Origin of the sequence: Bacteroides ovatus, from assembly GCF_001314995.1 — a bacterium.
GTDB classification, from domain to species: domain Bacteria; phylum Bacteroidota; class Bacteroidia; order Bacteroidales; family Bacteroidaceae; genus Bacteroides; species Bacteroides ovatus.
On sequence record NZ_CP012938.1, the window covers coordinates 2,241,142 to 2,261,290 of the forward strand.

17 protein-coding genes are annotated in these 20,149 nt (G+C 42.8%); 6 read left to right on the forward strand and 11 right to left on the reverse strand.

Going from position 1 to position 20,149, the window contains the following annotated elements; genetic code table 11:
- Positions 1-23: 23 nt before the first annotated feature.
- Positions 24-869, reverse strand: coding sequence for a patatin-like phospholipase family protein (locus Bovatus_RS08935; protein ID WP_004301000.1), 846 nt, complete (start codon positions 867-869; stop codon positions 24-26).
- A complete protein-coding gene (locus Bovatus_RS08940) occupies positions 850-3,072 on the reverse strand; it encodes a cation:proton antiporter (RefSeq protein ID WP_004301001.1) in 2,223 nt (740 codons plus the stop codon). Before Bovatus_RS08940 ends, Bovatus_RS08935 begins: the two co-directional genes overlap by 20 nt.
- 184 nt (positions 3,073-3,256) lie before the next feature.
- Between Bovatus_RS08940 and Bovatus_RS08945 the strand changes: the two genes are divergently transcribed.
- Entirely contained in the window at positions 3,257-3,784 is a 528-nt protein-coding gene (locus Bovatus_RS08945; RefSeq protein ID WP_004301002.1) for a hypothetical protein, read from the forward strand.
- A gap of 105 nt (positions 3,785-3,889) precedes the next feature.
- Here the strand turns inward: Bovatus_RS08945 and Bovatus_RS08950 are convergent, their stop codons facing one another.
- Positions 3,890-4,219 carry a DUF4907 domain-containing protein gene (locus Bovatus_RS08950; protein ID WP_004301003.1) on the reverse strand — a complete coding sequence of 110 codons (330 nt, stop codon included), beginning with the start codon at positions 4,217-4,219 and terminating at the stop codon, positions 3,890-3,892.
- Positions 4,200-5,258, reverse strand: coding sequence for a Kelch repeat-containing protein (locus tag Bovatus_RS08955; protein WP_004301004.1), 1,059 nt, complete (start codon positions 5,256-5,258; stop codon positions 4,200-4,202). Before Bovatus_RS08955 ends, Bovatus_RS08950 begins: the two co-directional genes overlap by 20 nt.
- Before the next feature lie 191 nt (positions 5,259-5,449).
- Here Bovatus_RS08955 and Bovatus_RS08960 point away from each other — a divergent pair, with 191 nt between their 5' ends.
- The 3 genes from Bovatus_RS08960 (at position 5,450) to Bovatus_RS08970 (ending at position 9,296) form a co-directional block, all read left to right on the forward strand.
- Positions 5,450-6,775, forward strand: a complete 1,326-nt coding sequence (locus Bovatus_RS08960) for a DUF4270 family protein (protein ID WP_004301005.1) — start codon at positions 5,450-5,452, stop codon at positions 6,773-6,775.
- Entirely contained in the window at positions 6,772-7,977 is a 1,206-nt protein-coding gene (locus Bovatus_RS08965) for a hypothetical protein (protein ID WP_004301006.1), read from the forward strand. The genes Bovatus_RS08960 and Bovatus_RS08965 overlap by 4 nt, the downstream gene beginning before the upstream one ends.
- 134 nt (positions 7,978-8,111) lie before the next feature.
- A complete protein-coding gene (locus tag Bovatus_RS08970) occupies positions 8,112-9,296 on the forward strand; it encodes a C1 family peptidase (protein WP_004301007.1) in 1,185 nt (394 codons plus the stop codon).
- Positions 9,297-9,300: 4 nt separating this feature from the next.
- Here the strand turns inward: Bovatus_RS08970 and Bovatus_RS08975 are convergent, their stop codons facing one another.
- The 7 genes from Bovatus_RS08975 to Bovatus_RS09010 form a co-directional block, all read right to left on the reverse strand.
- A complete protein-coding gene (locus Bovatus_RS08975; RefSeq protein WP_004301008.1) occupies positions 9,301-10,029 on the reverse strand; it encodes a LytR/AlgR family response regulator transcription factor in 729 nt (242 codons plus the stop codon).
- The gene (locus Bovatus_RS08980; RefSeq protein ID WP_004301009.1) at positions 10,026-11,240 is read right to left on the reverse strand and encodes a sensor histidine kinase; all 1,215 of its coding nucleotides are present in this window, start codon (positions 11,238-11,240) and stop codon (positions 10,026-10,028) included. Before Bovatus_RS08980 ends, Bovatus_RS08975 begins: the two co-directional genes overlap by 4 nt.
- A 98-nt stretch (positions 11,241-11,338) precedes the next feature.
- A complete protein-coding gene (locus Bovatus_RS08985) occupies positions 11,339-13,333 on the reverse strand; it encodes a carbohydrate-binding domain-containing protein (protein ID WP_004301011.1) in 1,995 nt (664 codons plus the stop codon).
- Positions 13,334-13,351: 18 nt separating this feature from the next.
- Complete coding sequence (locus Bovatus_RS08990) at positions 13,352-14,131, reverse strand: DUF2490 domain-containing protein (RefSeq protein WP_004307129.1); 780 nt, start codon at positions 14,129-14,131, stop codon at positions 13,352-13,354.
- A gap of 4 nt (positions 14,132-14,135) precedes the next feature.
- Positions 14,136-14,810, reverse strand: coding sequence for a DUF4956 domain-containing protein (locus tag Bovatus_RS08995; protein ID WP_004301013.1), 675 nt, complete (start codon positions 14,808-14,810; stop codon positions 14,136-14,138).
- 17 nt (positions 14,811-14,827) lie between these two features.
- Positions 14,828-15,607, reverse strand: coding sequence for a polyphosphate polymerase domain-containing protein (locus Bovatus_RS09000; RefSeq protein WP_004307130.1), 780 nt, complete (start codon positions 15,605-15,607; stop codon positions 14,828-14,830).
- A gap of 667 nt (positions 15,608-16,274) precedes the next feature.
- Positions 16,275-17,126: a helix-turn-helix domain-containing protein gene (locus tag Bovatus_RS09010; protein WP_004301017.1), complete on the reverse strand. Its 852-nt coding sequence runs from the start codon at positions 17,124-17,126 to the stop codon at positions 16,275-16,277.
- Positions 17,127-17,363: 237 nt separating this feature from the next.
- Between Bovatus_RS09010 and Bovatus_RS09015 the strand changes: the two genes are divergently transcribed.
- Both Bovatus_RS09015 and Bovatus_RS09020 read left to right on the forward strand, forming a co-directional pair.
- Entirely contained in the window at positions 17,364-18,728 is a 1,365-nt protein-coding gene (locus Bovatus_RS09015) for a DUF4925 domain-containing protein (RefSeq protein ID WP_004301019.1), read from the forward strand.
- Positions 18,729-18,761: 33 nt separating this feature from the next.
- Positions 18,762-20,138 carry a DUF4925 domain-containing protein gene (locus Bovatus_RS09020; RefSeq protein ID WP_224440854.1) on the forward strand — a complete coding sequence of 459 codons (1,377 nt, stop codon included), beginning with the start codon at positions 18,762-18,764 and terminating at the stop codon, positions 20,136-20,138.
- Positions 20,139-20,149: the final 11 nt, after the last annotated feature.

Consider the following 20,149-nt stretch of genomic DNA (forward strand, 5'->3'; position numbering starts at 1 on the left):
GTTGTTCAACTATGGAGACTTGTTTATTCTTCAAGTAAGGCTCTCGCACATTCGTACCCTTCCTGATAAAACTCTGTCAGCTTTTGCACATCTTTCTCGATGCGGTCTACGGCTACAGGTTTTAACGGGCGAATAACGATAATCTGTCCTTCATCCTCCATGCGCTCTACCATTTCCAACTGCTCATTATAAACAGCACACCGCCGACTTAACGCTTCGCGCAACTTCGGATATTTCCGATATACAAACGAAGGGATACGAATGTCTTTCGAATCTTTCCGATACCCCCGGTTACGGGTGAGTACCACAACATTTCTCGTGCAGCCATCCTTAATGGCTCTTTGCAAAGGTATGGAATCTACAATTCCTCCATCGAGCATGGGAACCCCGTCTACATAAGTAATAGGACATACAAAAGGGAGACTGCTGGATGCGCGGACAATATCAATCACCCTGCGACTGTCTTTTTTCTCTTCGAAATAGTTGGCTTCTCCCGTGATGCAATTCGTAGTCACCATCACAAAACGCTCCGGTGAAGCAAAATATGTTTCATAATCGTAAGGAAGAATATGTTCGGGGAACTCATTGAATAATAGATCAAAGTCCAGTATATTACGTTTTTTGAGCAAATGTTTCAGACCGATATAATCATACTTCTCCAACAAGTCAATGTTGCTGTACTTGGCACGTCCCCGCTGCCGTGATGCATACGACAACCCGTTGCACGCACCGGCAGACACTCCTATCGCATAGGGAAACCGGATATCGTGATCCATAAAATAATCAAGCACACCGCAGGTGAATACTCCACGCATTCCCCCGCCTTCCAACACTAATCCTGTAGATTCATCAATTTTCAAGTCCTTCATTTTTATCTCCCGTATTCTTATTCCGGCGGATTACCAGCAAAGATGACAATTCACGCATCACAGCCTCATCCTCGGATAATTTCGTATAAGAAAGATGGCTCATTATCAATAATCCGTCTTTCTCTTCAGTCACTAAATCTTCTACTCCCTCAAACCACACTATCATCGTTTGTTCCGGATAACGCACCTGCAAATCGTCAATGCGTCCACGGAACTCTTCATCGTCCGTATCAAAAAGAAAAAGACGTACCGAATGTCCGTTCTGCAACATCTTATCCAAATAGGAAAAAAGAAACAGATCAATCATTCCGCCAAGTACGAAACTGACCGTCGTGCCTTCCCGATACTGACGATTGACAAATACGGCCACCGGACACTTCACCTGCTCCATAATCTCATCAATCTTATCCCGGAAGAGCGTTAACCATAAAATTGCTCCCGGAGTTCCCGGCATATCCGAACGATAATGACTCCCGGCTCCCAAAAGCAGCATATCAGGATGTTCGTTACGGACAAAGTGGATGATTTCCTGTACAAGTTTGTCTGTCACCCGATAATGGTTATCTACTTGGATATTTAATTTCGCTGCCTGTTGATTGAGCAAAGCAAAACTCTCGCTGGCATAATGTTCGGCATTCAACGGATTCAGATCCGTACCCACCGTATAGTGTGCTGCAATCAAATGATTTTTCTTCAACTGCTTCCCAAATAACAAATCATAAATGGACAGCAACACACGCCCGGATTCCGGACGCCCGAAACAAAATATCAATTTGTGCTTCAAAGATAATTTTTCTTCCCGACGTACGAAAATATGTTCCACCAAATGAAGCAAAGGAGTAGTCATAAAGGTCGTAACTAGCGCCATAATGACCAAAATTACGAATATAGAGGGAGGAAGAACTCCCATTTCATAACCGATATTCAAAGCGACAAGCTCCATTAATCCCCGTGTATTCATCAATGTCCCTATCGTCAAACTATCCTTCCACGACTCACCCACCAAACGGGCGGCAATGGCACATCCACCCAGTTTGCCGACAACAGCAACCGTCACCAACAGTAAACATACCATCCACAACTCCGGACTGTTTATCAAACCGATTTCCGTACGTAATCCGGTAAAGGCAAAGAACAGAGGTAAAAAGAAGACTAATGAAATATCTTCCACCTTCTCCATCATCACCTTTCGGAAACCCAGATTGGACGGCATCACTACCCCTGCCATAAAGGCTCCGAACAGTGCATGAATACCAATAATTTCGGTCAGACAAGAGGAAATAATAAGAATGAGCAGAATAAATGCCACAAATGTTTTATTGATTGCTTCCCGGTTGGCATATACTTCTCCCACTTTCTTCAGAAATGGGCGAACGACCAAAAACATGACCGCAATATAGACAACTGCCAGCCCCACTGAATAAAGTGCGCCGGCAAAACTTCCTGCTTTGGAGATAGCAATCACCACAGCCAACAGACACCAGGCTGTCACATCATCATTGGCAGCGGAAGCAATGGTCAGCGTTCCTAAAGGGGTCTTCGTCATATTCCGCTCCTGAATGATGCGTGCCAATACCGGAAAAGCGGTGATACTCATAGAAATACCTATAAACAAGGCAAATGGAAGAAACGGAGTTTGGGCAGCTGCATATTCTTCGTACACCCAGTAAGAAGACAAGATACCCAGGAAGAAGGGTACTAGGATTCCGGCATGGCTAATCACCAGCGTTTCATTGATTTTATTTTTCAGTACACTGAAATCCAGCTCCATACCGATGACAAACATAAAAAGGATCAGTCCCACCTGACTCAACAGTTCAAGATTGGTAAGCGAGTGTGCCGGAAAAAGGAAATGAAAAGCATCCGGAAAGAAAAAGCCGAGTACGGAAGGTCCTAACACAATACCGGCAACAATCTCTCCAATCACTCCCGGTTGCCCGATCAGACTGAACAAATAGCCAAAAAGACGCACCATCAGCAGTACGGCTATAATCTGAATCAACAAGGTAGTGAGCGGATGATGAAGATTATCCTGTATAAACTGGAGAAACATAGTGAATGGATTCCCCTGTACCATGTTCTGCGCATTTACCGCATAGTGCGAAAACCGGTCACCCTCTTCAATAGCAACATAAATCAACCCTCCAAACAGGAGTAACATCAGTACATAAATGACATAATTCTTCCGGGCCCTGTTCCGCATAAACTTTATTTTTACGATTTGTGCATATTTATGGTAAAAACAAACGAAAAAGGCAGATAGTTTGGCGAAAATAACAAATTCTCAAATAAAATCTTGTTTTTTTGCTTCAATCTATGTAACTTTAGGCTAGCTTAATTGTTTAAGGAGGAAAAAATCAAAAAAGTCCTGCCCGCAGGCAAGCACCATGAGAATACAGTTTGAGATTAAAGAAAATTTGCCGGAAATTATCGAAGAAATCTTACACTCTGATAAGTGGCAAACTTCCGTGAAGGAAGAACTGAGCGGTCGGACGACCGTTGTGATCCGTGACCAAGCGTATGGTTCAGAAGCTACCATTGAAATTTATGCTACATCTATTGAAATCAAAACCGCATGGTCAAAGTACTCCTATCGTATATTTGTAACCAACGATATCGTATGGTGCGAATATAACGGTGCCTATCGTGGTCTGTTGGAACAAGTGCTCCTACCTACTATTACTCCTAAAGAAAACCTACTCAATTCTGATGTGACCGAAAGTTCGCTCTACGGAAATGAGCATAGGAAATTGAGAGAGTATGCGGAAGATAACCTGAAACTGAAACAATTCCGCCGGGAAAACTTCAATGAACAAAAGAATGGAACCGCACCATTCGATCATCCCAAGCGTGTGTATGATGAGTTTATCAAAGAAGATTATGTAGTAGCATCCAAAGAAGAAGAGAAAAAATAATCTGTACTTAATGCTTTACCTTGTGCCATCGTATTGGCACAACAGTGCCACCACATTGACACAGTCGTGCCAGTAAGGTGGCATGATTGTGCCAATAAGGTGGCATTAATAAACAACTCCTAAATTATCCAAGTCGTCCTTTGATATGGCAAATTCATCCCCGGCTTTCACTCGCTCCAGCACTAAGTTTCCTATACATCGGGCATCCTGTTCCGATTGAAAAGCTCTTTTCCCGGAAACAACCGGGATAAAAGGTTGAACAATTATCAAACGCTCTCTCTCATAAATTTTATAGCCGTACCCACTACCTCCAACCCGGGTCACTTCCAAACGGTATCTATTTACCGGATGCACATACACATACATGATTCCCACTAAAAGCAGCAAGACAAAGCAACTAATACCTATTATTTTTTTATTTCTCTTCATATTCATAAGGCTTCAACTCCCAAGTATCATCGTAATAATAAGTAGAAGCTCCTCCCGTAGCTATAATTCCCCGTTTTCCAGTAGAAAAGCATACGGCTTTCGAGCGTGTACTTCCTTCGAAATCTGTCAAATCTTCCCCATCCCAGAGGTCTGTCAGAGGGTCGTAAATCCAATAATTGGAACGATAACTACCACCAGCAGTCTGCCCCGCAGCAATGTATCCTTTACCGTCGATCACGAAAGCACAAGCATAAGAACGGACGATAGAAGTGTAATCGTCGTCATAATCATCATCACTCTTATCGTAAAGTTCGCGCAATTCTTTCCAAGTACCCGTTGCCGGATTAAAACACCAGAAATCCGTCACATCCGAACCGTTATTTTCACCGCCGCAGATATAAGCTATATCATCTATGACGAAGGCCATACCGCCCATTCTCTTCTGTCCGCCAAATCCACTCATGGCTGTCCATTCTCCTTTATCTCCCACCGACGGGTCGAACTTCCAGAAATCCTTTTGATAATTATCGTTGTAACCTGTACCCAGATACCCATACTGACCAATGCCGAAAGAAAGTGCATAATACCGTTTACCATAGATATTAGTCCCATCAGTTCCATCCGGGATAGAAGCCATCTCCTTCCAGGAATTTGTGGCAGGATCATACTGCCAGCAATCATTCAGATAATCCTTTTTTGTCGCATCGTAACCGGTAGCAATATATCCTTTGGTACCTACTGCAAAACCTGTAGCCGCATTTCGGGCAGGAGCCGCATCGGGCATTGATGTACACTGTGTCCACGAATTAGCCTCGATGTCATACGCCCAGCAATCTTTCAAACGGTCTTTGGTACTCCCCCGGTATCCGGTGCAGAGGTACCCTACGTTACCAATCGTAAAACCAGCTGCGTCCGTACGCGCCACACCATCAAAATCAGAACGGCGATACCACACACCTGCCGTATATTCAGTATCATCCGTACATGCCGCCAATGAAAGCAGCACCACCATCATGCAAAGTAATTTATTCATTTTCGTATTCATAAATATGTCGTTGATTACAACCGCAAATGTAGGCGGCAACGGGCACGCATAAAAAAACTATCGACAAATAAAGACATTCTATCTACCAACAAAATTCAGGTCGACAAATACAGAGATTTAGTCGATAGTTTTTTGGAGGACTATTTAAAACCTCTTCTTTTGCCGGTACAAAACCAATTTCATTTTACTACATGAAGTCAATCATACTACTTTTTTCATTCTTTATATCTCTTTCTTTTTTCGCTTGTGTAGACGATTCATCGTCCATAGGAGCGAAATGGGTACAAAGTTCATTCCTCAACGAACAGATGGATACTTGTACGGTATTACTTAGTACAGTATTAAGCGACTCCATAGCCACTTCGGGAGATACGGTTTGCCAGATAGGATACCGTGACGACAACTTATGGGGGAAAATTACCGCCTCTTTTTACGCAGAGTATGAAGTACCTTCCTATTCTTTTGATGAAAACATCCAATATGAGTTCGACTCGATCACCATACGCCTGTATTCTTCGGGCAATTACCTGGGAGATACACTAAAAACCCAACGCATTCATCTGCATGAACTGACAAAGAATATAGAACTGGACGATAGAGGGTACCTATACAACACTACTACTGCCTATTACAACGAAACTCCACTGGCATCTTTCGACTTTCGTCCTACTCCGGGCTCACCGAGCGAAGAACTGGAAATACGATTGCCGGATGCATGGGGAGAAGAATGGTTCAACTTGATGCTGAATGATGGCCGATGGGTGCAATCCCAGGATTTCTTCCATGATTATTTCAAGGGAATTGCTTTTATACCCGATGCAAATGACGCTTGTATCAGCGGATTTCAAGTCAACGACTCCAGTATGTGCATCACGGTCTACTATCACCAGATTACGGAAACACTGAACGAAAAAACACTGGTTTTCAATACAAGCAACACGCTGACTTACAACAAAATAGAACAAGACCGCTCAAACATCCCGATAGCCAACCTGCAAAGTGGGGACGGCAATGAATACTCTTCCGGAAAAAGCGAGCATCAGGTCTACCTGCAGGGAATGACAGGTATGTATGTCACCATCGACTTCCCACATTTAAATAATCTCTGCGAAAAAGGAGAGCTTGTGACTATCGAGAGCGCAACGTTACAGTTATATCCGGTAAAAGGAACTTATGACGGCATGTACCCGTTGCCCAAAAGCCTGGCTCTCTACACCGCCAACAATGAAAATGTGACGCAAAGTGTAATCACCGACCTCACCGGGAGTTCCGTACAAAGCGGAAATCTAGTAGTCGACGAGATGTCTTATGAGGAGACTTATTACTCTTTTGACATCACCTCTTTCCTGCAAACAAACCTGGGAACTACCGGATATGATCGTCAGAAACTACAATTATTTCTTCCGGACAACTTGTTCTATACCACACTTCAAGGCGTTATTTTCGGCGACGGAGAACATACCGCCAATAAAAAGAATACCAAACTTATCATACTTTACAAAACTTATCAACAATGAAAAAGATTTTGTTTTGCCTTCTGGCATTCTATACTCCTGTCTCTATAGTTATTGCACAAAATACAACGAACTCCCCTACTTCCATGTTCGGACTAGGAGAACTTTCTACCGGGGAAGGCGGGCAATATGCCGGACTGGGCGGCACAGGCATTGCATTGCGAGGAAATAATTTCCTTAACAATGCCAATCCGGCTTCACTCACAGAGTTGACCGAACAACGCTTCCAGATCGATGCCGGTATCATGGGAGCATACCAGATTTATTCGCAACGAGGAGCAAGTAACCGTTCCATCACCGGAAATCTGAATAACCTAAGTATCGGCTGCCGGATTATGCCACGCTGGTATGGAGCAATTTTCATGGTTCCCGTCAGCAGTGTGGGATATGCCATCACGCTGGATGAAGGAGTGGCAGGCACCAATGGAGGTACTATCTCTTCTCTCTTTCAGGGTGAAGGAGGACTTTCTAAGATGGGTATCAGCACGGCTTACCTTTTCGGAAAAAGATTTTCTGTCGGCACCAATCTTTCTTATGTGACGGGGACCATCACACAAACGGAGACGCAAGGTACTGCCACAGAAGAAACCAGCTCCTACAAACATACTTTTTATGCGGATTTCGGTGTACAGTATAAATGGGCTATAGACCGCGAACGTTCTTTCGTTGCCGGTGCCGTATATGGTTACTCGCAGGATTTTAAGCAGGATAATAACTTATACGTTAGTAGCAGTTCGGGAGGAGATGATATTGAAAAAAGCCTGAAACGCTATCGCCAATGTCTTCCTCAATTCTTTGGGCTCGGAGCTTCCTACAACACTCTACGTTGGATGGCAACCATCGACTACAAATATGTGGACTGGAGCCGGATGCAATCTTCCCAATCCAATGTCAGTTTTGAGAATCAACACCGGTTATCAGTCGGTGGAAGATATACATTGGGCAATGTCTATCGTAATCCGGTCAGCATCCTATTGGGAACAGGTATTAATAATTCCTATATCGTCATTCAAAAGAAAAAGGCAACCGAATATTACGTCAGTACCGGACTTAACTTCGGATTGCGCAATAACAACGTCCTTTCTATCGGATTGAAATATAAAGGCCAGATGAAAATTCCTAACGGTATGCAAAAAGAAAACAGCCTTTCCCTGTTCCTGAATATTACTTTCTCCGAGCGAACTTACCGCGCCAAGATACAATAAAATGTCATTAAACGGAAGTCATTAAGATAGCTGTCCATTTGAAAAAAGAGAAAACTTTGTGAAACTCTGTGTTACTCTGTGGTGAAACTTTCCTATATTTGTAGCCAAAACAATTTAATATTAATTTCATAGGAATGAAAAAGACAATCCTTATTGCTGCTTTAGGCCTGTTCAGCCTAAGTGTTATGGCACAAGATGCAAAACCTGAAGAAGGTTTTGTTTTCACGACAGTGAAAGAAAATCCGATAACTTCTATCAAGAACCAAAATCGTTCGAGTACTTGCTGGAGTTTCTCAACTCTCGGATTTGTTGAATCAGAACTACTTCGTTTAGGTAAAGGTGAATACGACCTGTCTGAAATGTTTGTTGTACACAAAACGATGCAGGATCGCGGAGTAAACTATGTACGTTATCACGGTGACAGTTCTTTCTCTCCGGGTGGAAGTTTTTATGATGTAATGTATTGCATCAAGAATTATGGTATCGTTCCGCAAGAAGTGATGCCGGGTATTATGTATGGTGATACGCTGCCGGTACATAATGAGCTGGATGCTGTTGCTTCCGGTTATATCAATGCGATTGCAAAAGGTAAATTAAGCAAACTGACTCCGGTATGGAAAAACGGACTAAGTGCCATTTATGACACTTACCTAGGAGCATGTCCGGAGAAGTTCACCTACAAAGGCAAAGAATATACTCCAAAAACTTTTGCCGAATCACTGGGATTGAACTATAACGACTATGTATCACTGACTTCTTATACACACCATCCGTTCTATTCTCAATTCGCCATCGAAATTCAGGATAACTGGCGTAATGGTCTGTCTTACAACCTGCCTATCGAAGAACTGATGGCTGTTATGGACAATGCTGTAAAGAAAGGCTATACCTTTGCATGGGGTAGCGATGTCAGCGAACAAGGATTCTCACGTGACGGTATCGCCGTAATGCCAGATGCAGCCAAAGAATCTGAACTGTCCGGTTCAGACATGGCCCGTTGGACAGGATTGACTGCCGCCGACAAACGCAGAGAACTATTCACCAAACCTTTCCCTGAAAAGGATATTACCCAGGAAATGCGTCAAGTTGCTTTTGACAACTGGGAAACAACAGACGACCACGGAATGGTAATCTATGGTATCGCTAAAGACCAGAACGGAAAAGAATACTTCATGGTGAAAAACTCTTGGGGTAAATCAGGCAAATATGATGGTATCTGGTATGCTTCCAAAGCATTCGTTGCCTACAAGACAATGAATATCCTGGTGCATAAAGATGCACTTCCTAAAGAAATTGCCAAAAAACTGGGAATTAAATAATTATTTAAGAAAGGCTTAATTTCCCAATGTATTCCGTAAATTTCTCCTTATAATTATCACCGACAGGAATATAAGTATTCTTATCAAAGATAATGCGAAGACGGGAAACTTCGGTAATCTTGCGAAGATTGACAATATAAGAACGGTGGACCCGCATGAAATGCGTGGGAAGCCGTTCTTCCATTTTCTGGAGGCTGGCAAGCGTTATTACAGGCTTGTCCTCTCCTTCCACAAAGATACGCACATACTCACTCATCCCCTCAATATAGCGGATATTCTTCACATCGATGCGAACCACTCTGTAATCGCTCTTCACGAATAATGAATCTCCTTTTATCTGCGAAGCATTTCCTATTTCACCCTGTTGTTCCAACAAACGATATTCAAATTGCCTGCGGGCTTTATCCGCCGCTTTCAATAAATCCTGGAACTCAAACGGTTTCAGCAGATAATCTACGGCATCCAGTTTGAAACCCTCTACCGCATATTCAGAATAAGCAGTAGTGAAAATCACCAACGGACGGTTCACCAAAGAACGTATGAAATCCAATCCGTTCAAATCGGGCATATTAATATCCACAAAGATCAAATCAACCTCCTCTTCGGACAATATCTTCATTGCCTCGAACGCATCCTGGCATGACTTTACCAAAGACAAAAAAGGTACCTGGGATATATAATCCGACAACTGCGTCAATGCTAACGGCTCATCATCTATTGCTATACATTTCATTCTAATAAAGGTATAATAAGTAAGACATCAAATTTATGTTCCTCTTCGGTAATGGAAAGCGTATAATCATTGCCAAATAAAAGCCTCAACCGCTTACGGATATTCTCGAGTCCGATGCCATGATGCTGTTCGTCAGCCGAACCATTATTGCTGTTGGAACAACGGAATGAAAGCCGGTTGCCCTCATCCAACTGCATCAAGACATGAATAAAAGACTCGCTCCGATAACTGACTCCATGCTTAAAAGCATTTTCCACAAAAGAGACAAAAAGCAAAGGAGGAATCTGCACTTCGGGCACTTCGGCCGGAAAATCCATCTGAATAGATACTTTGTTGGTATAGCGCAAACTCATCAGGGCAATGTAATTTTTAAGAAACTGAACCTCACGTGAAAGCAAAATCGTTTTATTACTCGCTTCATAAAGCACATAACGCATCAGTTTAGAGAGTTCCACAATCGTACTTTTCGCTTTCCCCGTATCAATATCCACCAACGCATGAATATTATTGAGCGTATTCATGAAGAAATGAGGATTAATCTGATATTTCAAATACTGCAGTTCCGACTGCAAACGTTGATGTTCCAGTTCCTTCAGCATTTCTTCATCACGGAAAGATTTAAAGAAAAGTTTGATGGCGATATTGAACCCTACCATCAAAAAGGCAATGATGAAATGAATAAGATAGCGGAGCACAAAAGGAGGATAAGGAAAAGGAGTCGGTTTTGGAAATCTTCCGGGACCATTTGGATCTCCCATTCCCCTAGGACGTTGTTCGGGATTGGATTCATGCCAATGCACATCCCCTTCCTCCCTCGCCTTTTCTCTCGTCTTAATAATCTGGTCCCTCCGGTTCTCCTTCATACGAAGAGGCAACTCTCCTCGCTTGAAATCTTTGGGGAAATGATTGGCAGAAGGAAACGGAGAAAGCCAACAAATCATTCCTATTACAAAAATCAACGAAACAGTATATTGCCAGTACCTTTTCTTAAAAAGAAAATAGGGAACCAGCCCATAATTATTCAACAGGAAAAGCACGAAAAAAGGAAGGATACTCAACCATGATTCGCGGATCACCATACGGGTTTCCTCCCGTTCAAGTCCTCCACTCATGGCAAAGTATCCGCCTATCAGCGGAAGAAGAAATATTACGATCCAGATAGCTCCGTAAATACTCTGCTCCAGCACGTGTTGTTTACGCAGTCTTTTCATGCCTCATTGCTTCTGATTATCGAAACAAAGATAAAACCGAACCTGTTTTATCACAAATAGAATCGACCAAAGAACGGATTTCGACGGTAAACTGCTGTTTACCATCCCCATCCACCAGGTCCATGTCCACCGCCTCCACCACCGGGCTGGCCACCGCCGGAAGTGCTGCCGACTTGTGTCACCATCGAACTGGCAGTAAATGTTGCCGCCTGCGTGCCACCGGAATAAGTGGCTCCCGAATATAACCCGAAGAACTCGGAACCACCGGAAACCGTTCCTCCTTTTGAGATAGTATAACTACCGCCCGAGGTCAGATTCGGACTACTGAATAATACCGTCATTTGAGAATAAGCACGGGGAATCTGATAGGTCAGTACGCTGGTTCCGTCGGCCGACTGGATATTCAGTATTTCTCCGTTACTTCCCGAACCGCCATAGATCACAGTGCGTTGCGTACATACACTTGATGTAGGTGTACTTGTTCCTCCTCCAATACCCAGAACAATCCCCCCGGTAATCTTAAAGGTATTCTGATCGCAATCGAATCCGTCTTCGGGAGAAGTAGTACCCGACGATACGATCACTCCCCCCGTAATGGTCAACGTACCATTAGAGTCAATGCCGTCATTTCCGGAACTATAACAATAAATATTGCCACCATTAAGAACAATGCTGTTACTTGCATTCATACAGTCATCGTAACAAAGCACGGCAACTGTACCCTCATTGACAGTCAACACACTTTTACTCTCGATACCCTCACTGCCTTCCCCACCGGTAGCCTTCACAAGCACCGTTCCTCCATTGATTGTCAACGCACCGTCCGCTTTGATTCCTTTTGCCGACGAATCGAGCTTGCCATATACACACTGCGTACCGGTAGTTATCACTTTCACCGTGCCGTCATTGATGGTAATCGAACCGTCACAGTTGATACCTTTACCGGCTCCACCTGTACTCTGAATAGCGATTTCCCCTCCTGTAATCAGGATATTTCCGTCACATTTAATTCCTGCACACGAACTTAAATCATTATCTTCATAAAGAGCGGTTTGAGAAGTGAATGCAGTCAGCTTTCCTCCGGAGATGGTCAGGTTACCATCACAGGATATTCCTTTGGAGGCTGCTCCCGCCACTTGTGCCTGAATAGCACCGCCACTGATTACCACATCCAGACAGGATTTCAACCCATGCGCTTTATTATCCGTTGTAGAGAGTTTTGCAAAGCCTCCGGTCATCGTAATTCCTCCCTCTTCACACTGAATAGCATCGCCGTCTGAAGATATATTCAGTATTCCGCCGCCGATAATCACAGATTCATTGGTATGGATTCCATCTTTTTTGGCCGAAACTACCGTAATATTACACCCGCTACGGAAACGCACATAATCATCGCTTGTGATGGCATGTTTATAATTTCCGGTAACTGTGAGTGAACCGCCTCCACTGAAAATGAGCTGCCCCTCACTGAACAGACAGGCTTTCATATCCTCTCCATCAGTAGTTGCCGTATAAGAAGACCCATCTGTCAACACATTCGTTGTTTCATCCGCGCATACCACAAACACACGTTTGGAAGACTGGATATTAATGGCAGCACCTACCGGATTGAGTATAGACACCCCCGCCAGTGATAATTTGAATTTCTTTTCGCTGTATACCTTGAACGAGCCGTTCGTAGTAGTCCCGTTCAACACATACTCTACTCCGCTGACCGTAGAATTGACCACAATATGCGCCCCATTGGAAGATACTTCCACTCCGGAAACTCCATTACCTACCGTGGCAGTCGTTCCATTATAGGTAATCGTCACCACGGAGGCAAATTGGGAGTTCTCTATAAAATCATCATCGGAAGTGACCGTTTCCGACATGCTTCCATACGTCGTCCTATCACTTTCATCAAAAGCGATTGTAAATCCCAATAAGTCTTCCGATCCCTCGGGAATCGTCGGGTTGGGCTGACTGCTTCCTCCACCTCCCGAACCTTCGACCAATATTCCTTCCTGATCGCCGAAATCGAATGATTCCGTCGTACAATTCACCAACAACAGCAATAAAAGCGGTATCCAAAACAACACTATTCTTTTCATAATTTCCCGTTTTATATATTAAAACTTAAATGAATATCCTGCACCGATCACATGCCCGTTTGCCTCATCGTCGTCTGCCTTATTCTGATACAGATAATAAAAATCGAGAGCATGTTTCTTACTTAGTTTCCATTCCGTCCCCAATGTCCATCGCAACTTTTCAAAAGCACCGATCTCATTCAACGAATATGAAAGTTCACATGAAGTATAAGGCGTAAAAGCACATTTACGTATATTATATTCCACCTGAAGACGGGAACGAAGCACATTTTTTCCTTTTCCACTGATATATTCATCATTCTTCACACTCCCGTCATCACCATCGAATTTGGGGACCGACTGACTGGGACGATAAGTATATTGCCACCGTTCACGAAGGGAAAACGTGAAGCGGCGCCAGTCCACCTTTCCTGTTAATGACAAGTTTACACGATGTTTCGGCTGCCAATATTCGGGGATATAGTTTCCTTTTTTAGTGACTTCCATCGGATGGTAATAATGAATAAACGTATATCCTGCGGATGCTTTCAGCCAACGAAACATCTTATAGGAAACACCTGCCGAACCCGACCAGCGTTCCACCGTCTGCAATCCGTCTCTTGTACGGAATTCACCTTCCAGAGAAGCATCGAAACCGGAGAATATCTTTTTCTTCACTTCCGCACTGGTCCACACGCCGAAATCATCTCCCTGTGCATAACTCTTCCCTGCCATACACAACAATAACAGGCAACCAACCAGGTATCTGCCTGTATCCCAGAGTCTCTTCTTACTTTCTCTGCCTGACTTATCTTCCATTTCCTTATTCATTTTCTTTAGGTAAGCGGGTCAACGTATCAATCGTATTTATCTCATCTTTCAGCGGTTCATAGTAGATTTTCAGCATGGCTGTATCCCGTAAAAAATCGATATGTCCCACTTCCACACGAACAATGTCAAGTCCTGTCCGTTCTCGGAGATCGCGCAATAAGTCCAATTCTCTTTCGGGTTTTATCAGTTCTATCCTGTCATATTGAATCAATTTACAGGAGATATGTTTCAGCCAGCGATTGCTTTCGCAAAGCCATATACTGACAATGAAAAGCAAGTTGGTACATACCAGTTCGGCATAACTGATTTCTACGGCAAGAGCATTGATTACCGAAATGGCAATGATAACAAAAAGATAAGTCATCTCACGCACGGGCATTGACTCGGTCCGATAGCGAATGATACCGAAAATGGCAAATAAACCGAGCGCAAAACCTATTTTCAGTTTGACACTTCCCAATAAGAAAATCATCAGGAAAATGCTGATGCTTATCAGCGTAAAGGTGAAATAATAATCACGCCGTTTGCTCTTGGGGTAATAAAACAGATGAATAATGCAGGATACCACCAGTAAATTGAAGCAGAATCGCAACAACAATTCCAGGAAACCTGCGCTATCCATCAATGGTGTTTCTATTAATGTAATATCACTTAGTTCATCAAACATATTATTCAGGTTTTATATTAAATATTCATTAGTTGCTTCTTTGCTATCTTCTGTGCCATTCTCAACTTGGGTTTAAACCGATTATATTTTAAGTTCCCGGCTGTGAGTACGGTTCCCACACAATATTTACTAATTCCCGAAGGCCGCACATGCAGTTCGCGCAGTATTTCACCGATGGGTGAATAAGTTCTCCCGTCGCGCTTCAGTTCTATGATGGCAAGATTTTCCAATCTAGCTTCTGTTCCGGTTATGAGATGATGGAAATGCACACCGGTATCGATGGTCAGCCGTTCTGTCATTGCCTTATTCACCAATGTAATACGATGAAAATGATTTTCCAGTAGAAGTTTCAAGGTAGACAACTCATACCAGGCATAATTGCGAAGAAACTCTTCTCCTCCATCCTGACGCAACGAGTTTACTCCTTGTACCCGGATCCGCTTTTTATCTGTCCTCCCTTTATTATTCTTATTTTTCACTTCCAGGAAAGTCAGACCGGAAGAGACATACGTCCTTACACGGATTTTCTCACGGATCACTCTTCCGTTTTGATGAGCCAGATACATGGCGTAATCGGGAGTGTCGAGATAGGTAGTGTGATAAACTATATTCCGTTCTCCCTGCACCTCCTGCACACGATAACAGTTACTTGCCCGTTGCAATACGTCCATCAGGGCAGAGAGTGAAACGATATACTTTGTGTCGGTACGGTTCATCAAACGGATGGTACTCATCTCTTCCAAAGAAATGGAGGAGAAAGCGGAAAGTGCGGTGGTCACATTACATGTCTCGTTCATATTCATAGGGGATTAGAGTAGCAAATGTTACAATACTGTAACAAATGTATGACAGAGAAGCAGAAAAAGGAAAAAAAATCAATGAACGGGGGATTCTTATCGGTGAATCGACTGTATTACAGCAATAAACAGTTCTGTTCTATTTTTAAGATTCTATTATTCAGCAATGGCCATGAATCGAATCAAATAGAAAATAAAATGCCTAATTTAGTGCAAGAATATGCACATCACCCCCCTTATTATGCATAAATAAAGGATAAACAGACCGTTTTTCATTGTATGAAAACGTCCGTTCTTTTAATGAAAGGTATCCTTGGTCGGTGAGGAACGCCTCCTTGCTCACCGACCAAGCTACCGTTCATCGGTGAGCAAGGATTTGTAGATTGAAATAAGAGTCGTTTCCAAGCTATTTCACTTCTAACTTCGCTGATTGCTGATCTGGCAAATAGCTATACATCAGAAAAAGAGAGATTCATTTATTCCGATTCTGACGTAAGATTAGTGCAAAAAGAATGATTTATCAGCAAAGTGCTACCTTTTCACATTCTTCAAACAAACATTTAAGCTCCTTTTGAATTGCTGCCCTCACACCGGTTCTAATTAAAGCAGGGAAAATGTATAAAACATCCTGTTTTTATGTATAGCCCAATTTTAAGCAAACAAAGATTTATTTCTCGCGATATTCCAGCGGAGTCATCTTCACCTGTTTACGGAAGTATTTATTGAAAAAGGAATGATTGTTAAAGCCCAAAGAGAATGCTATTTCTTTTACCGGCAACCGGGTGGTTTTCAGTTGTGCTTTCGCGTTCATGATAATAATCTCCGTGATGATTGCCAACGGACTGTATCCGCTTGCTCTCCGAATTGCACTAGAGAAATGCGCTGCAGTAACTCCACACTTTTCTGCATAAAATGCCACTTCATGCTCACTGGTATAATGAGCCATCAGCAGCTGTATAAACTGCCTGTACAACTCCTGCTCTCTTCTCAAAGGTTCGTCAAGCTTCCTGCCATAGCGTTTATACAGTTCTTTCGTTCCCTGTAAGAAAATAGCCAGTATGGAGCGTATTATGTCTTTATTTTCCAATGAATGTGGAAGTGTATAAGCACGAATCAGCAAAAGATATACATTTCGATACAAGCCGGCAATATCGTCTTGCAGAGAAATGACAGGGCTATTTAAGATCATAGGCATAGAGTCTAGCAGGATTTCCACATAGTTGCCGGAAAGCATAAAATCGGATGAAAAACCGGCAAAAGAAATGCGGGTATCAGACGAAACTTCGTGTATCTGAATAAACGAATTAGGAAGGACAATTACAAAATCATTCTTACGAATGACAACCTCCAACAAATTAATGGTAGCTTTCACCATCCCTTCGGTACAGAGTACAAAGACACCGGCTTTTATTTTGCATGGGAAATTACTGTAATAGTTTAAAATATCTCCAGTGATACTATCATCTGCTATAAAATCAATCGGAAGGTCAAATTTGGGAAAGGAGTCGTTTATTATCATCGTCTAGTTTTTTAGTTTATCAAAAATATCCATTCCATCCGAATTCCAAACAAAGAGTTCAAAAATGGTATCTTATATCTTACAAACAGAACATTGTTTTCTTCTTTATTAGGAGTGTTTTTTAGAAAATAACAAAGATAGAACATTGAATCCCAAGAATGGAGCTTGACGGCAGTCACCTATTCACCGTACTTTGCACTGTTTTAAATAATACATTAAAATAAAACCTAAAAGAGAATGAGAACTTTGAAAAAACTTCTTTATGTAGCTTGTACAGCTTCCCTCCTTACATCTTGCGAGGAAACCTATAATGACAAGCTATTCTGGCCGGGAGAGCTCAACCAGGAGTATGGCTCATACATCAAACCAGCCACTTTAGACCTGACCTACAGCGGAGAAAAACTTGTTGGAAAAACTGTCGATTTCAAAACAGACGACAGTGAAAAAGGAACCATCACACTGAACGACATTATTCCGGGAGAAAAAACAACTCCTATCCAAATCGATTTATGCGAACAGGGAGATTCCTATACATTCAGTGGAAAGAATATCACAATGAAAGGGGCAACGGTGACATACAGCGGAACCCTCACTCCGAAAACGATGAAACTGGATTTGAATGTAGCAATGCCACAAAGTAAATGGGGAAAAAGTTACGGTTTATCCGGCTTTACGAAAGGCAAGAAAATGATTGTCGGAACCAGTGGAGGACAATACGTATGGAAAGAATCATCGAGTGAAATATTGACCGGAGCATTCTATGTCCATCTGGACGATGTAGAATTAACCAAATCGGGCAGCACACTGTTCATGAGAATGAAACTGGTTCAGAATGCGCTTTGCTATTTCATCCCGCAACTTCTTCAATCAGTCACCTTGCAACCCGACGGTAACGTGATCGCCAATTACACTACCAGTCCGGTATATATTGGCAGTATCCCTATCAGTAACATAGATCCCGATAAAGATACGGGGACGATTGCCCTATTTGTCATCAAGTTCATGCTTGGTACATTAAAAGAGAGCGACATTACCAGTGTGCTGGCAGATCGCACATGGGCGGCTTCCCCCATCAATCTGATTACCTGGGCAGCAAACAACGGACAGATTAAGATGAACCTCAATCTGCCGGCCATCATCGGTCTGACTACCCAGGACGGTGAGACTCCCATAGATCCGGGACTGATTTCAGGCATTACGGAAGCTCTTGCCAAGTCGAACCCTATTCAATTGAAAAAGTTGCTTGGAACTTTAAATGCCATACTCGACAATCAGTTCCTCGGCATCATTGCTAATATGGATGATGCTAGTTTCCGGCAAGTATTCTACTTGCTGACCGAGGGCATTGTCTTTAACATAATGGAAGAAGAGAACGGGCATACCAATCTTTATCTGGCCAAAGAATCGACCACGGCTTTCATTCAGTTATTACCCGGATTGCAGCCGATAGTGGAAGGATTGCTTCCGGAAAGCATGGCGAGCAATGCGACCTTCAAGAATCTACTCGGATACCTCATGGCAAATGACGAGAATGGATTGCCTTACCTATGGAATTCTGCCAATACGATTGATTTGGGACTAGGCCTTTTACCCCCGAAATAAACATCAACCATGAATATGAAAGAAATAAAGAATATGAAGAAATTATCTATACTATTTATAAGCAGCCTCATCGGAACGGCAGGTTTGATGACTTCATGTAGTGAAGACTATCCAGGACCGGACCCGGTGGACGTAACAGCGAATTACTCGAATAAATACTTGAGCAAATCCAACCTGACATTAACTTATGATGGGGATGAAATGACTGGCAAAGCAGTCGACTTCAGTACAGTGAAAGGAGAAACGGCTAATGTTACTTTTTATAATGTATTTCCCGGAGAAGAAACACTCAAACTGACTGATATACCTATTTCCGGAGATGCTAACGGTTACTCTTTTTCCGGCAACGGCACGGGAAATTTAACCGGCAGTACCTTTAATTATAGCGGACGTGTAGAAAACGGCCAGTTGACAGTGAACCTGACCAATATAAAGATGGTGAACAGCGCACAAATGGCCAACACTTATGCACTTAGCGACATCATATACGGCAGAGGAAAGGATATGATCCGCAATTCGGATACCGGCCTGTACGAATGGGGGGAATCCGATGGTAAAATGATTGCCGCACCTCTTTATGTAGACATGGATATTGAACTAAGCAGTGATGGCAGTTTCCTTTATGCGGTCATGACAGGGCTGGTGAAAGGAATGGGTGGTTATCTTCTGGCACAGCTTCTCGATAACGTCACCTTACAACCTAACGGATACATCACAGCCAATTATACAACGGATGAAATGATGCTGGGAGAGCAGAAGTTCAGTGAAATAAACATGGAAGATCCCGAATCTATGAATAAAGTCGCTACATTCGTTATGTATAAGTTATTCTTACCTTATCCGATGGGAGGTTTCCAGCAACAGGATATTATCAATGCCACGGAGGGGGTAAACCGGATTTATGCTCCATCTCCCAAAGGACTGGCCTACTGGTATATGAAGAACGATCATTTCTATCTGAAACTGGATCTTCCGGCAATTATCATTCAAGTCATGAAATCGCAGGGGAAAAGTATCGATCAGAATCTGATGGCTTTATTGACAGACGCTATCCTGAATTCAGATCCGGTTCAACTCAAGAATATATTAAGTACTATCAGCGGTCAACTGGATAATTCCATATTATCCATGCTGGCAGGTCTGGATAACGCCACTTTCCAAATGCTGTTCGGCTGGATAAAAGAGGGAATCCCCATGCAAATGGAGAAGAAAGACGGACACACTTATCTGTACGTAACCAAAGATGCATTGACTCCGTTCATTCCTTTCCTCCCCAGTCTGGAACCTTTGATGGCAGGTATTCCCAATTTTGGTCCGATGCTGTTCGACAGTTATATCATGCCGCTTTATAAGGGTTGGTCTACCATCACCAAACTGCATATAGGTATAGACCTTACAGTCAACAACTAATAAGAAGCACC